Below are 15282 nucleotides of genomic sequence, written 5' to 3'. Positions count from 1 at the left end.
TCGTGGTTTTTGATGATTTCAGTTGAAATTTTGTCCAAGTAATCTTTTCTAGTATTTGATATGTATTCATGAATTCTTGCTACTTTTACTCGTTGCTTATTCCAGCGAGAAGATCCTTTCATTCTTCTAGAAAGAACACGCTGTGCTTTTGCCAACTTATCTTCTAATGATCGGAAAAACTTCGGATTTTCATAGTGTGTTCCATCTGACAAAATAGCGAAATCTTTTAGTCCTACATCTATTCCAATATAAGAACTTGTTTTCGGAAGTTCTTGTACCTCAGTTTCAACTAACAATGACACAAAGTATCTGCCAGAAGGGTTACGTCTAACCGTAGCATTTACAATACGCCCCTCTACTTCGCGACTTTTGGCAAATCGAACAAGGCCTAGTTTCGGCAACTTTATTTTGTTCCCTACAACGGCAATGTTTTCATTTGTTTGTTTTGTGGTATAAGATTGTACGTTGTTCTTCTTAGATTTAAAACGCGGTGCGCTGTTTTGTTTTTTAAAAAAGCGCGTATAAGCATCCGCAAGGTTGCGAACAGACGACTGAATCGCAATACTATCCACTTCTTTTAACCAAACAAGCTCTTTCTTCATGGCAGGTAGTTTGGCAGAGCATGTACCATAGGTCAAGCCTTTTCCTGTCTCTTTGTATGCGTGATCCCATAAGGATAGGAAATGATTGAATACAAAGCGAGAACAACCTATCGTTTTGTTAATTAGAATTGCTTGTGCTTGATTTGGATAGATACGAAACTTATACGCTTTATTAATTATCATTTGATTCACCTCTATTTCGGTATAAGACTATTATATACCGAACGCACATTCGATAGATAGTGAAGTAACACTTTATGTATGTCGAACAATTAAACTGGCTTCCTGCCATCCCTTGTTCGAAGCCAATTCATCTCCCACCTACTCACTTCGCGTTCCTTGAGGAAGGAGTCTTCTTGGCTAAAATGATAAAGTGATCTGTCTCCTTTGTAAAGGACATTAAAAAAGCTAGGCAACATCAAAAAAGCTATTTCTGTATTCAACAGTTTCATCTTTTTTGAATTCCATTGACATCTATAATAATTATGTATGTTATATATTTCTAAATCTCTTGTTTTAATTAAATAACAGATTCGCTATGCGAACCGAACAAACAATCTCTTATTTCTCCATGATTCTACAAATGCGCTTTAAATTTTATACAACTTGAAACTGATCCACCAATGTCATCTTTATTTGATGAGGCCTTTTCTATTTTTAAATCGTAGTGCTTTTAATATAGTTTCTTTCATGATTTCGTTTCGATTTCTCTTTTGTTTCCGTTGTTCTTGAAATGAAATTGAAAATTAATTATAGTATCCCAAATGGTATACACAAGCTATTTCACACAAATGATTGACCATATTCTTTAAATTGTATTTAACCATTAATTTTTGAATTACCAATAATATTTTTCTGGGTTATTACATTAAAGTTAATATTGTTATATATTTATATTCGGAATAATTATACCTTACATTTAAAGGGAGAATTTTAATGGATAACCTACTATTGAAAAAGGACTTAACAACGGATCAAATGGTTCTTGTTACTTCAGAGTTTGAGAAAAAGAAAAAATCAAAAGGACTTGCTTACCTAATTTGGTTTTTTCTAGGCGGACTTGGTGGTCACCGCTACTACGCACGTGACTTTGGTATGGCAATTGCCATGACACTGACTCTTGGAGGGCTTGGTTTCTGGGCTTTAATCGATGTTTTCTTTATTGGAAGCCGAATTGGTAAGAAAAATGAAATGTTAGAACGTGAAATTATTATGAAAGTTAAAAAGATGACTGCTTCAAAACGTTTATCTTCATAAAAAGCCTCCTTTGGGAGGTTTTTTATACAAACACTTCAATTTATGTTTTCACTAAATACTTTTTCCAATAACAAGTATCCTCCCCCCATAACATGTAGCCATCAATACATCATACACATTTCTAATTCTTGTTTCTCACTGCGTGTAATCATATACAACTTTACGTAACTCGTCCTTACTTCTCTTTTTATGTATTTTTATGTTTTAAGAAAATGACTCCACCAACTAGTAACAACAATGCTCCCACTGTAATAGACTTGAGACTATTATGGAATTGGTACTGCAGATATTTCGATGCAAAATTGCATTTTTAATTCAGATATATTGATGTATACTGAAAATGAACTACTCAACATTTTTATTTTAAGTTAGTATATCAAACCCTAACTACCTAAAAAACTCAAGTAAACGTATCTTATGTCATTTTAAAAAATACAAAAGTACCTTATNNATAAGGTACTTTTGTATTTTATGTTTTAGAATTCCTCGATTTGAACTGTAAAGTTGAAATATAATACAGATTACGAACCGTTTTATACGTATCTCAGTTAAACTTCAGAATCACATATTGTTTTAACTACTGCTATTCTTCTCTAATTACATCTATAACGTTATCCTTTTTAATTTTCCGAAGCGGAATTAGTACCGATACATAACTAATCAAAAGTGCAGTTATAAATGTGATAAAGCTAGATTGATAAGGTATAATCCATTCAAACGACACCGTATTTGACAGTGCTACATAAAGAATATACGACAGCATACAGCCGAAAAAGATCCCTTGTATGCTTCCAAAGAAACCGTACAGAAGTCCTTCATATATAACCATCTTTTTCAAATCCTTCTGCGACATACCAATCGATTTTAAAGCAGCCAATTCTTTTCTTCTCATAATGATGCTGACTGTAATGGTATTTAAAATATTTACACAACCAATTAGTGTAATAACAGCTATGAATCCGTACCCTAATATTTTTATATAAAGTATATTGTCTGTATGGAAATTACTTTGAACAATATTATTTTGTACATCTATAGATGCATCTCCACCCAGTTTCTTTTGTATATCTAAAATTGTAGCATCAGCCCGAGATTGATTCTCTAAATCAATTTCAAAACCTGTTAATTTTTGTGGAGAAGGTGTAATATATTCGGCTATTTGTTCACTAGTAATAAAAGTTATGGTATCCATCACTCTGCTCATATTAAAAATGTCCAATTCTACAATCGCAGCTATTTTTAAAGTTTCTAGTTTTTCTTCATTGTAGAAGATTTCCTCTGGAGATTTTCTTTCTTGCTGACTTGTTATTTGGATTTCATCCCCTACCTGAAAAGTGCTTAGAGAACCTATATATTTTTTACTTGTATTCATATCATTTGATGCAGCTTGTTTTACTAAAACAACCTCTTTTTCACGATTTAATTTTGAAATATCTATTCTTCCACTAGTTACATTTTCAGCTAGTTTCTTTAAACTATTCTCATCGTATGCTTTTATTTGTGTTTTCATAATTTCTACAGTTTGATTATTATATTTTACTTTCTGATACAGCGATTCATTTCCTTGTAATTCTTTAATTTGTTTATTTTTTGGTACTTTCGTATAAAAATTATTTGCCTGATATTGCTTGTACAGCTTCTCTACGTTATTAACTTTATAAATATTTTGACTCATACGATCTATGCTAGGCTTGTCTAAATTTGAATTAAGCGTAACTGATATATCCGATTTTAGAGCTTGAATTTCCGGTTGTTTACGCTGAATGGCAGTATCTATGAGAAACGTAAACGTGATATACAGTACACTACTTATAATAATAGACAAAATTGTAACTGTATATCTATTGGGATTCCTTTGGATATTTTTTAATGCCATACTTAACGGGAAAGATAGTGGTTTCTTTAATTTTGTTCTGTTTTTTTTCTTTATTTTTTCTTTTTTTATAGCTAATCGGCTACTTACTGCCAATAACGGTGAAATTCTACCTGCAAAAAAAGCAGGAAAATAGCTTGAAATATAAACAGTTATTAATGTAATTAAAGAACATACACATATAATTAACCAATCTAATTTAATTGTATATCCCATAGAGTTTTTAAGTATGTTTATCAGTACTTGATTAAGTAAAAAGACTACTAATATGCTGCACAAAATCCCAAAAAAGATAGCAATAATAGAAAGAAATGTTGCTTCTCTTATCACAATTTTTCTGATTTGTTTTTTTGTAGCTCCTATACTCCTCAATAGGCCAAACTGTTTCATTCGCTCTACTATACTAATTTGAAATGCATTATAAATAATAACAATTGTAGAAATCACAACAATCCCAATACTAATAGCGGCTGCCACCAATATCTCCACACTAGGCTTTAAGGCTCTCTTTAATTCTTCATTCACTCTTATATTTTCTTTATTCGTCAATAATTTAAATTGGTTTTCAACTTCATCAAAGTTTGCGTATTTATGCAATTCAATCAATGCGCTACCTTCTCCAACTTTAAACTTATTTTTATATGTCCATAATTGACCGGTTTTATTTTCCTGATTACTATTAGATTTATTTAACAAACCAACAAGTTTATATTTTTTTTCATGAATAGTAAACATACCGCCTAATTTAAGATTGGGCCCGAAGTAAGGCAGCATCCATTTTTCTAAAACAGCCTCGTTTTCATTTGAAGGTAGCTTACCTTCTACAGGAATACTTGACTTTAACAGCTTCAATGCTTGATGATCTGCATACATATAAGAGACAGCTATCTCATCAATTTGGATCACCTCTCCTGGAGTTATGATGCCATAAGAAGATATATTAGGATTACTTTTTATCATATTGAAAAGCTTTTGATTGTAATTTTCAACTGAAATATTTGCAGAACCCATAGAACCTTTTTTAGCATTTTCAATTCCCGAAGTGTATCCACTATTAAAAAAAAGTCCAATCGTTGTTATTAGCGCCAATGCTAAAATAATACCTGTTAATGTTAGCAGAGTACGTTTTATATTACTTCTGAGATATTTTTGACTTAACTGTTTGTAACTATGAATCAATACTCCTCCCCTCCACATTTTTCTTGATTTTGCACTAATTTTTTATCCGAAATAATTATGCCATCTGTAATGGTTATAATTCGATCAGAGTTTGATGCGATAGCAGGATCATGAGTAATTAAAATCACCGTCTGATTATATTTTTTAGCCGTTACTTTTAATAAATTCAGAACTTCTTTTGTATTTTTTGTATCTAGATTTCCGGTTGGTTCATCCGCTAAGATAATATCGGGTTTATTTATAAGAGATCTACCAATAGATACCCTTTGTTGTTGACCACCCGATAATTCAGAAGGCAAATGATCTCGTCTTTCATTTAACCCTAGAGTTCTTATAATTTCATCCAGGTAATGATCATCTACCTGTTCTTCGTCCAATAGAGCTGGCAAAGCAATATTTTCTTGTACATTCAAGACAGGAATTAAATTAAAAAACTGAAATATAAAACCAACTTTTCTTCGGCGAAAAATAGAGAGTTCATTATCTTTATAATTGTAGATATTTTCATCACTTATAAACACATTTCCCGAACTCGGACGATCCAGCCCTCCTAAAATATGCAATAAGGTACTTTTACCAGAACCTGATGCTCCAACTATGGTTACGAATTCTCCCCTATGAATGGAAAGATTAATTCCTTTTAACGCCTGTACTTGCGTTTCTCCTTCTCCATATGTTTTTACTACATTTTCTAATCTAACAACCTCCATACAACTCATCCTTTTCACAGATTAATTTTGAATCTCTACAAAATAGATTTTATCCTTATCGTGCTCACCATTCTCGTCTTTCACTGCATACACTTTTGAAACGTAGTCGACCACCTTTTTTACTTTGTTTTTATTTTTATAATCAAAATTTTCTTTTGCAAACTGAATTAACGAAAGGCTTACTTCTTTTTCTTTTAATTGTTTATATGTTTCCTCATTAACAATTACTATCGGTGATGAAAAATAGCCAATCCAATTATTTTGTTCAATATGTTGAACAGGTATCATTTGTCCATTTAAATTTAAATTTCCATCCTTAACTTCCTCATCTTCCGCTTTTTTTCTATAAAATAAGTTTTTTTCACTCGCTAATTCTTTTATTTCTTTTACCGGGGTTGAAGTCATTGAACTATCTTCTTTAGATAAGGGTGTTCTTATAATTCCTTTTTTTAAGAATTTTTCAGCTGTAGATTTTGTAATTACCGCATATTGTTTCTTGCTAACAGATGATTTATCAAGTTGCTTGTCCATCTCTTCTTCAGTCATATTTTCTCCTTTTTCTTTCCATTCTTTCTTAATTTCTTCTTTCTGTTCGGTAGTGAGTTCTTGTTTTATTATTTCTGTGACCAATTTATAACTATAATCTGCTGTTCGTACGTTTTGATCTTTATACAGATTTTTGACAGCTGATATATTTTCTTTCGTTCCAGATACCATGATACCGTTTACTGGTTGTGAGGGACCATTTATATACCGATTTACAGCAAACCCTATACCTATAAAAATTGCTGTTACTACTAGAAATCCTATTATCTTTTTCATTTTCTTCCTCCTCATATACTATATTTAATCTTGGATTAGAACAGTAGGTTTTTTCTTTATATAAACAGTGGCTAAAATGCTACAAGTCTTAATAAAGAATGATTACCTTCAGTATAGACGTCTTTAATTGTTAATTGAATAACTCTTGTCTTACTATATATACTTTAATCTTACAGTTTAGTAAGATTACTAAATCTAACTTTTTATATACTCGTAACTCTGATCAAGATATACTTTAAAATTAAACGGCTTTTATACACTTATTTAAGTACACACATACTTTTCAAATTCTCAAAAATCCGCTCCCATTCGGCTCTTATTCTCAATGATCTGTTTTATAAAATTCATTTACATAATTAATGCGAATTCAAATTTCATTTAACATTTTTGTATAAGATAACTTAAACAAAACATTACTGATTGTATAAAAACGTACAAATTCAACAAGACACTATTACAAGGTTTTTCAAAATATAAGCAAGTACATGTATGAATTACGTAAATATTCTGCTTTAAATAATTGTTGTATCTCATTATGAACTGAAAAGCTTTAACCCGATTTGGGTATTATGCTTATACTCAGAAAAGCTTCTAAAAGTCCATTTCCATACTAAACTATTTTAAATTAGCCAATCAACGTGTAAAATAACTGTCATAATCTAAAATACTGCCATAATCAAAGACAAATGAGGAGAGATACTGTGGATAAAGTATTATTCGTTGAAGACGATAACGATCTAGGAATGGCTATTGAGTTTACTCTAAAAGGAGAAGGACTTGAGGTTATAAGAGTTTCTACTGTACGAGATGCAAAAGACCAATACGAAAATAATAAATTTGACTTAGCTATATTGGATGTTGGACTCCCAGATGGAAATGGGTATGATTTATGTACCTATCTTAAAAGCAAAGGTGATATACCTATTATTTTTCTCACAGCACTGGATGAGGAGGCAAATGTAGTAATGGGCCTTGATATTGGTGGAGATGATTATATAACAAAACCCTTCAGGGTAAAAGAGCTATTATCTAGAGTAAAAGTACAATTAAGAAAAAAAATTAAAACAGCTTCTAATACTATATTGAGGTCTGAAAATATACACCTTGAAGTTGAAGCGGCTAGAGCTTTCAAGCATGAGAAAAGTATAAATTTAACACATTTAGAATACAAACTCTTATTAACGTTAATGCTAAATCCTCATAAAGTGTTACAAAGAAATGAGATATTGAAAAAAATAGCAGATGAAGGTGAAGTGTTTTTCGATGAAAATACTCTTTCTGTTTATGTAAAAAGATTGAGAAGTAAAATTGAGGATAATCCACAAAATCCTGACTGTATAATCACACAAAGAGGTGTCGGATATTTCTGGAATAAAGACGTCAGTAAGGAGTAATTTAATGATAAATAGAGAAATAAAAATTAATATACTTACATTAGCATTAATCTCTTTTTTATTTATTATATATCAAGTTATCACAGTTCATATTCTATATGACCATTTAAAAAATGATTATATTACTATTTGGAGTGAAATTACCGGGAAACTAATTGCACAAAACCCAGAAAATGAATATGAAATAATACAAGCACTTACAAATGATACAGCGAATAAAAAAGAGTATTCCAGTGATGGAGAAATGCTATTAAATCAATATGGTCTATCTGCTGAATTAGACTCAAGACTTTTTCCTTATTTAAATAAACATATATCTCAAAACAATATATACATGTTCCTTGGAGCAATAGGGTTCAGCTTAATCCTAATTTTTCTAAATTACTTACAATATAAATCTTTTTTCTTAAAAATTAGAAATGTAACAGCTGCAGCGAATAAAATTATTGAAGGTGATTACACCATTGATATCAAGGAAAATAGAGAAGGAGATCTAGCTAAACTTGCTAATTCTTTTCATAAACTGAAAAATGTTATTAGAAAAAGTATGCATAATTTAACGGAAGAGAAACAATTTTTAATTCAAACTTTACAAGATATTTCTCATCAACTAAAAACACCACTCTCAACACTAACAGTGAACAATGATATCTTATTACAAGGTAAATTAAATGAACAGCAATATCATTTTTTACACAATAATGATGTTCAAATTTCAAGAATCAGCTTTTTAATACATAATTTATTAAAAGTTTCAAAAATAGATGCTAGGGCAATACTATTTGAAAAAGAAAACTCTGATATTATTGATACAATTTATGAGGTCATTGCTAGTTTGAACAGTAAATTAAATAAAAAAAATATGAACATACATTTAAAAACCAATGAAAAAACATCACTTTTCCATGACAGTATTTGGATGCAAGAAGCTTTATTAAATATTTTAAAGAATTCCATTGAACATTCAAATGATAATAGTTCTATTTATATTGAAGTCACAAACTCTCCTATTCATACTGAAATAATAATTCAAGATTTTGGTGAAGGTATTGCATCAGAAGATTTGCCATATATATTCGATAGATTTTACAAAACAAAAAATTCTAATAAAGAAGGCTCCATTGGAATTGGCTTAGCACTAGCGAAATCAATTATCGAAGCTCACGATGGATTTATTAAAGTAGAAAGTCAAAAACACTCATTCACAAAATTCACAATAACTTTTATGAAATATTAATAGTTCATAAAAGTTATTGTGAAACCCTAACCCTTGAGTATAATTTTTAAAAATTAATCATCTGTAAAAAAAAGAAATTCAATTAATTTTTCATAAATGACTGTAAAGAAATAACTTTTTCATTTTAGGGGTAATTAAAAATCTTAGCTTGATGGGCATAGAGTCACAATATCAAAAAAAGAAAACTGTGCGTTTGAACAGAATTCAGACTCAAAATATCCGATTTCTTGTACGCTAAGGGATCGGATATTTATTTTACTGTTTTATATGGTGTACAATTTCTCACTTACGAGGTCTGTGTAGCAACCAAATCTTACGTTAAGTAATAGTGGGCTTCAAAAATAGTAATGGCTAATCCAGATTAACATCGATTCGATTTACAATTAAATATAACAATATGTTTAATGACTAAATAATACAAACGGTATGATGAGAATTTCTAGTCTTTTCATACCGTTTTAATTTGTCTTTAAGTTTCATATGGAATTCGTAGGAAGATGGCAGTATTCCTTTTATAAATAAGACTCAAAAGTTAACATATCTGATAAAGGAAATACTAATGTAACTCTAGTTCCTTTATTCACTTCAGATTCAATCCCAATTTTCAATCCTAATTTTGAACACAATTTTTCGCATAGATACAAGCCCATTCCTGTACTTTTGATAAACTTTCTTCCATTCTCTCCAGTAAACCCTTTCTCAAAAACACTATTTATATCTTTAGTGACTATCCCTACTCCATTATCCTCTATAGTTAGTATTACTGAGTTAGTTTTCTTAATTGAGCATATACGTATCATTTGTTCTTTGTTATTTGAGTACTTTATAGAATTTCCTATTATTTGATTAATAATAAATTCAATCCATTTCCCATCACTATATACGATCTCATCAATATCCTGAATATCTAATTTTATTCTTTTATGAATAAAATCCCTATAGTTTCTTTTAATTACATTCCTTACTACATTATTAAGGTTGATTGGCTTTATCATATAGTCTTTATTTACGTTATTACTTCGAGAATAATACAGAACCTGTTCTACAAACCCCTCGATTCGATCCATTTGAGAGTCAATTTTATTAGTTACTTCATTTTTATTATTTTCAATTATTAGCTTTGTAGAAGCTATCGGTGTCTTAATTTCATGCACCCATGTCTCTATATATTCTCTGTAATCTATTTGCATATCTCTATAATACTTTACATTTTCATGCATATCTCTACTTACTTCTTTCAGTATAGCGTTAAGCTTTTTCCCATGTATAAAGTTTGCTTCCTTTACTACCTCTGGTAGTAGGTATTTTTTCTCCAAGTTTTCTAATATGCCATTAATCTCATTATAATAATTTTTACATTTTATAAATTCTATAGCCATATATGAAATCAATGGAAAAAACCAAATACAAAAGACAAAGAATATGATAATGAACTGAACATTCACAGTCAGCAATATACCTGCTAGTATGATATATACCAGTACATTAGATAGTATTACTACTATTTTATCTTTAATAAATTCACCTAAATTCATGGCATTATATACCCTAAGCTTCTTCTTGTTGCAATTGGATTTTCTATACCTATCTCTTCAAGCTTTTTTCTTAATCTATTTATATTAACCGTTAAGGTGCTATCATCCACAAAATAATCAGATTTCCATAAGTTTTCTATGAGTGAATCTCTTTTTACAATATTTCCGCGATTATTTATTAAGCAAGAGAGTATTTTAACTTCATTTTTAGTTAACTCTACAGACTTGTCTTGATAAGTAACTGTTGCATTTGAAAGATTTAAATTAAAATCTCTATAAATTAAGGTATGATTCGTCTTGAAATCTCCAGATGTTCTTCTTAAAATGTTTGTTACTCTTGCTAATAGTATTTCTGTATTATAAGGCTTTGTTATAAAATCATCTGCTCCTAAATTCATACTTATCAGTTCATCTACATCACTATCTCTACTTGTAACCATAAAGATTGGAACATCTGAAGTTTTACGTATTTCTCTGCATATATAATAGCCATCGAACACAGGAAGATTTATGTCTAGTAATATAAGGTCTGCATTCTCACTTTCTATATATTTGATAATATGATTAAAATCTGTGGGAGCCTTTACTTCATATCCATACTTTATAAAAAAATGTTGTAATTCTTCTCTGATGATTTCGTCATCTTCAATCAGAATGATTTTTTTCATGACTTTTCCCTCCCTATACGGAATATAAGGCTATTACATCTTGAGAAACAAGGTGTAATAGCCCTAATAAGCATTATAAAATCAAGTATTACTTTTTACAATATTTTTATACCCGACATATGTCGTGTAGAAATATACTACATAAACTACAAGAAATACTAAGCCCGTCATCAATGCTGGTAAAATAATGTCTGTTTGTTGAAATGTGTTAATATAATAATTGACTACATAAATTCCAACTATAGAATGAATTATGGCAAGAAAAACTGGAAGACTAAAGTATACGAAAGTTTGAATGAAAATCGTTTTATCGATCATTGTTCCGTTTGAGCCAATTCTCTTTAAAGATTTATATCGATCTATGCTATCACTGGCTTCTGATAATTGTTGAAGAGCTAATACAGCCATACTCGTTATTAAAAATACAATACCTATATATATCCCAATAAACAGTACGATAGTTTTCAATCCCTTACTTCCTGCATAAACTTCATCCTTTGATTTGCCTGCTATACGATTAACATTTAATTTCGGGCCGTTTTCGTCATAAAGGCCCCGTGCAACGTTATCATATTTTTTATTATATGCTTCTCTATTTCCATCTAAATAATTTACATTAAGTACGGAATCAGTAATTTTGTAGCCTGATAAAAACTCATCATTTATAACAATTGTGAAGTAATTAGTTCGCACATCATAAGTGTAAAGATTCTCTTGTATAACTTTAGCGTTTTTTACCGAATATTCTTTTTCTTTAATATTCATCTTATCGCTATTTTTTAATCTTTCATTTGTCGAATTAATCAACCGGCTTTCATTTGATAAAAGTAAGATTTCATTGTTATTTAAAATGATTTCCTTTTCACCTTTAAGATTTAACATTTTATTATAATCAGATACTTTAATGAAATCTATACTGTTATTATAATCTTTAAGTTCTGGTACAAAGTCCACCACTTCCATCCCTGTTCGATATACATTATAAGATACATATTTTTCGTTATTACTTATTTTAAAATTAGCTTTATTTAATACTTCTTCTATAGTGTAACTTTCATCCTTATTCTCCAATGTAATACTGGCATCAAATGGTGTTATTTCTTTCGTTGTTACGTCCATCATTCTGTTAAAGCTGATTCCTGTAGATAAAGCCACCATTGTAAGGAATAACATTAAACAGATTACAGACATGGATATAAAATTTGTATTAACCTTACTATTTATTTGTTTGATGATAAATATATTTAAACCTTTAAAATAGACTTTTTTATTCTTCTTTACAACATATAATATAAATCCAGATAAACTAAAGAAAAACAGCAATGTACCTAATATTCCAAGAATGATTGATACCACGAGCATAGGATTAGTAAAATTCAATCCGATTTTTAGTACAGTCACATATGCATATCCAAGTGATGCTACACACATAATAAATGTGATTACATAGATAAGAGGATTTCTAAATTTTACATCTTCGTTTTTTCTACCTGCTGTTAACAAATCAATTATTTTGTATTTAGAAACAACATATACATTAAATAACATAACAAGTAAAAACATGATTCCAAAGTATAATACGCTTTTACCTATAGCACCTGTTGAAATTGCAAATTTATATTTATTGATGGGCAAGTCAAATAGCTTTAATGCAAGTGTAGATAACCCCTGCGATACTCCAATACCTATTATAAGTCCACTCACTAAAGATATAACGCCAACTAGAAATGTCTCTGTTACTAATATTCTGGATATGTCTCTTCTTCCCATACCTAAAGTCATGTATATTCCTAATTCTTTTTTACGTTTTTTAATTAAGAAATTATTTGCATACAATATTAAACCACCTAATATTACGGATACAAATACTGACACATTTGAGATAGCGTTCATTACTGTAGGCACATACTTTCTATCTGAAGCGTTAATTTCCATAAGTGCCTTTTGTGATTCTATTGAGTTAAAGCTATAAAATATACAAACAGCCAGTGTTAGTGTTAAGAAATATATGGCATAATCTTTAAAACTTTTCTTTACATTCCCAATAGCAATCTTAGAGTACATTATTATCGTCACCTCCAAGAAGGGTTATAACTTCGATAATTTTAGTAAAGAATTCTTTTCTGGAATCATTCCCTCTGACTAACTCGGTAAATATTTTTCCATCCTTAATAAAAAGAATTCTACGAGCATAGCCTGCTGTAAACGCATCATGAGTAACCATAAGTATGGTAGCTTTCAAATCCTTATTTAGACTTTCAAATCTTTCGAGTAATAATCTAGCCGATTTAGAATCTAACGATCCTGTTGGTTCATCTGCGAGTACTAAAGATGGCTCTGTTACGATAGCTCTTGCCGAAGCAACCCTTTGTTTTTGTCCACCTGATATTTGATAAGGATATTTGCTTAATACTTGTTCAATTTCTAAATATTTTGCAACTGCTTGTATTTTGCCATCAATTTTTGAACTTTCCTCACCTTTTATGGTTAACGCTAGGGCAATATTTTCATAAGCAGTAAGAGTATCTAATAAATTAAAGTCCTGAAATACAAACCCTAATTCATTTTTCCTAAACTTATCTAGTGACTTTGATTTTAACCGAGTAATGTCACTATTATTGATTATAATTTTTCCCGTAGTAACATTATCAATCGTTGATATACAGTTAAGTAATGTAGTTTTGCCACTTCCTGAGGGCCCCATTATCCCAACAAATTCCCCCTCATCTACCTTAAAACTAATATTATCTATAGCCTTTGTTACGTTATCTTTATTACCATAATATTTTTCAATTTTTTCTACACTTAATATATTTCGCATAAATACTTCTCCTTTTTCATTATAAAAATTCTTTAACTCCCCTTCATTTTATATAATTTCATTACTAGTATCGGTGGAATTACATTTCATTAACATTACATTTTTGTTATATTGAGTGATACCTCTACTTGTAAGTTATCAGAAATCGCGATGGTATTAGTAAGGATTATTCTGTGCTTTACCAAAGAGGCAGAAAAATGTAGGGGTATCGGTTCTAGTGCAAAAACGATAAGACTTATGTAATTAGTGGCAATAAACAAACTGGTTACAGCGTAACAACAGCACTATTTAAAAGACATGGATTCATAGTCATTTCAGAAAAAGATTTTGAAAACAGAAAAGGGTTTGACCTTTAAGGCCAAACCCTTTTTATTTTTATTATTTTGCAGCTAGTTTTTCTTTCACTTTCGCAGGAAGCTCGTCCTGCTGCACTTCTTCCTAATTAGATTTATTATTAATAATTATGGTACATGAAATTATCAATAATAAAAAAAGAGAGGCGCTTGTCCCACTTAAAATTGAAATCCAACCTCATTACTATCATCTTTAGCTTTTTTCCTTACTTTGGATAGGCCTAAGATGCTTTTTTATATCCCAGCTGTATACTATCTATATTATATGACTTCATAATTTGATAATATCTTGTTTCGTTTGTTGTAGAATTGAAAAATGAATCTCCTCCATCTCTAGTAAGCTGATATTTTCCTTTTTCAGTAAACTCAGCTCGTATTTTATAATTGCCTTCTTCTACCTCAAAATAGTAATGAGCTTGACCATTTTGTAATCTAGAAACTATTTTTTCCTCAACTATTTCTTCATTTTCATTAATTAAATATAACTTTATTTCACCCAATTCTGGTGCAACTGTTTGTTCCTGAGGATCCATCCAACCATCCTCATTTTCATCAAACCAGATATAACCAGAAATGGATGTTACTGTTTTAAATGACTTGCACTCTAACATAGAACACATGAGCTTCTAGGTGTAAATAAGAAAAAACGGCGAACCCACCCCGTAGGAAAATCCACCGTCACAAATAACTGATTATTTCACACCTAATTTTTCTTTTACCTTCGTAGAAAGCTCATCTTTCTTCACTTCTTCCCAAGCTGTTACACCTTTTTAATGAGCACATATGTATATGTATTAATTTATTTAACGAATTTCCCGAAAGAATTCTCCT

At 30.1% G+C, this 15282-nt stretch carries 12 protein-coding genes and 2 pseudogenes; 3 read left to right on the top strand and 11 right to left on the bottom strand.

The features are described 5' to 3' along the window. On the bottom strand, positions 1-785 hold a 785-nt coding region (locus COK05_RS14685), incomplete at its 3' end, for an RNA-guided endonuclease TnpB family protein (RefSeq protein ID WP_098613156.1). A 381-nt stretch (positions 786-1166) separates the two neighbouring features. Further along, positions 1167-1426: pseudogene (locus COK05_RS31735) on the bottom strand (IS3 family transposase); the annotation flags it as partial. A 112-nt stretch (positions 1427-1538) separates the two neighbouring features. On the opposite strand from COK05_RS31735, the gene COK05_RS14680 reads away from it, so the two are divergent. Then, on the top strand, positions 1539-1859 hold the full coding sequence (locus tag COK05_RS14680) for a TM2 domain-containing protein (protein ID WP_000369371.1): 321 nt from the start codon (positions 1539-1541) through the stop codon (positions 1857-1859). A gap of 583 nt (positions 1860-2442) precedes the next feature. Here the strand turns inward: COK05_RS14680 and COK05_RS14675 are convergent. Genes COK05_RS14675 through COK05_RS14665 form a run of 3 tightly spaced genes read right to left on the bottom strand, consistent with a single transcriptional unit; the run spans position 2443 to position 6443 of the window. Then, positions 2443-4911, bottom strand: a complete 2469-nt coding sequence (locus tag COK05_RS14675) for an ABC transporter permease (RefSeq protein WP_098613155.1) — start codon at positions 4909-4911, stop codon at positions 2443-2445. Next, positions 4908-5621, bottom strand: coding sequence for an ABC transporter ATP-binding protein (locus COK05_RS14670; protein ID WP_098613154.1), 714 nt, complete (start codon positions 5619-5621; stop codon positions 4908-4910). Before COK05_RS14670 ends, COK05_RS14675 begins: the two co-directional genes overlap by 4 nt. A 21-nt stretch (positions 5622-5642) precedes the next feature. Further along, entirely contained in the window at positions 5643-6443 is an 801-nt protein-coding gene (locus COK05_RS14665; RefSeq protein WP_088362270.1) for a lipoprotein BA_5634 family protein, read from the bottom strand. A 701-nt stretch (positions 6444-7144) separates the two neighbouring features. Between COK05_RS14665 and COK05_RS14660 the strand changes: the two genes are divergently transcribed. Together COK05_RS14660 and COK05_RS14655 are read left to right on the top strand one after the other, a co-directional pair. Then, a complete protein-coding gene (locus COK05_RS14660) occupies positions 7145-7837 on the top strand; it encodes a response regulator transcription factor (RefSeq protein ID WP_098613153.1) in 693 nt (230 codons plus the stop codon). A gap of 4 nt (positions 7838-7841) precedes the next feature. Beyond that, positions 7842-9074 (top strand): sensor histidine kinase, encoded by a 1233-nt coding sequence (locus COK05_RS14655; RefSeq protein ID WP_098613152.1) that lies wholly within the window; start codon positions 7842-7844, stop codon positions 9072-9074. A gap of 512 nt (positions 9075-9586) precedes the next feature. Here the strand turns inward: COK05_RS14655 and COK05_RS14650 are convergent. The 6 genes and pseudogenes from COK05_RS14650 to COK05_RS32190 form a co-directional block, all read right to left on the bottom strand. Next, positions 9587-10609, bottom strand: a complete 1023-nt coding sequence (locus tag COK05_RS14650) for a sensor histidine kinase (RefSeq protein WP_098613151.1) — start codon at positions 10607-10609, stop codon at positions 9587-9589. Further along, on the bottom strand, positions 10606-11277 hold the full coding sequence (locus tag COK05_RS14645; protein ID WP_098613150.1) for a response regulator transcription factor: 672 nt from the start codon (positions 11275-11277) through the stop codon (positions 10606-10608). The genes COK05_RS14650 and COK05_RS14645 overlap by 4 nt, the downstream gene beginning before the upstream one ends. A gap of 81 nt (positions 11278-11358) precedes the next feature. Next, on the bottom strand, positions 11359-13341 hold the full coding sequence (locus COK05_RS14640) for an FtsX-like permease family protein (protein WP_098613149.1): 1983 nt from the start codon (positions 13339-13341) through the stop codon (positions 11359-11361). Continuing rightward, a complete protein-coding gene (locus tag COK05_RS14635; protein ID WP_098613148.1) occupies positions 13331-14098 on the bottom strand; it encodes an ABC transporter ATP-binding protein in 768 nt (255 codons plus the stop codon). Before COK05_RS14635 ends, COK05_RS14640 begins: the two co-directional genes overlap by 11 nt. A 574-nt stretch (positions 14099-14672) precedes the next feature. Then, positions 14673-15062, bottom strand: a complete 390-nt coding sequence (locus COK05_RS14630; protein ID WP_098613147.1) for an SdrD B-like domain-containing protein — start codon at positions 15060-15062, stop codon at positions 14673-14675. Positions 15063-15143: 81 nt separating this feature from the next. Beyond that, a pseudogene (locus tag COK05_RS32190) lies at positions 15144-15221 on the bottom strand (YxeA family protein); the annotation flags it as partial. Between the last annotated feature and the right edge of the window lie 61 nt (positions 15222-15282).

This window comes from Bacillus cereus, assembly GCF_002567495.1.
Classification (GTDB): Bacteria; Bacillota; Bacilli; order Bacillales; family Bacillaceae_G; genus Bacillus_A; species Bacillus_A cereus_AQ.
This window is presented reverse-complemented; position numbering and strand designations above follow the sequence as displayed.

Bases quoted from the DNA above. Each gene is read 5' to 3' on its own strand.
- COK05_RS14680 (WP_000369371.1), top strand. From the start codon at position 1,539: ATGGATAACCTACTATTGAAAAAGGACTTAACAACGGATCAAATGGTT.
- COK05_RS14670 (WP_098613154.1), bottom strand. From the start codon at position 5,621: ATGGAGGTTGTTAGATTAGAAAATGTAGTAAAAACATATGGAGAAGGA.
- COK05_RS14665 (WP_088362270.1), bottom strand. From the start codon at position 6,443: ATGAAAAAGATAATAGGATTTCTAGTAGTAACAGCAATTTTTATAGGT.
- COK05_RS14655 (WP_098613152.1), top strand. From the start codon at position 7,842: ATGATAAATAGAGAAATAAAAATTAATATACTTACATTAGCATTAATC.
- COK05_RS14650 (WP_098613151.1), bottom strand. From the start codon at position 10,609: ATGAATTTAGGTGAATTTATTAAAGATAAAATAGTAGTAATACTATCT.
- COK05_RS14645 (WP_098613150.1), bottom strand. From the start codon at position 11,277: ATGAAAAAAATCATTCTGATTGAAGATGACGAAATCATCAGAGAAGAA.
- COK05_RS14640 (WP_098613149.1), bottom strand. From the start codon at position 13,341: ATGTACTCTAAGATTGCTATTGGGAATGTAAAGAAAAGTTTTAAAGAT.
- COK05_RS14635 (WP_098613148.1), bottom strand. From the start codon at position 14,098: ATGCGAAATATATTAAGTGTAGAAAAAATTGAAAAATATTATGGTAAT.
- COK05_RS14630 (WP_098613147.1), bottom strand. From the start codon at position 15,062: ATGTTAGAGTGCAAGTCATTTAAAACAGTAACATCCATTTCTGGTTAT.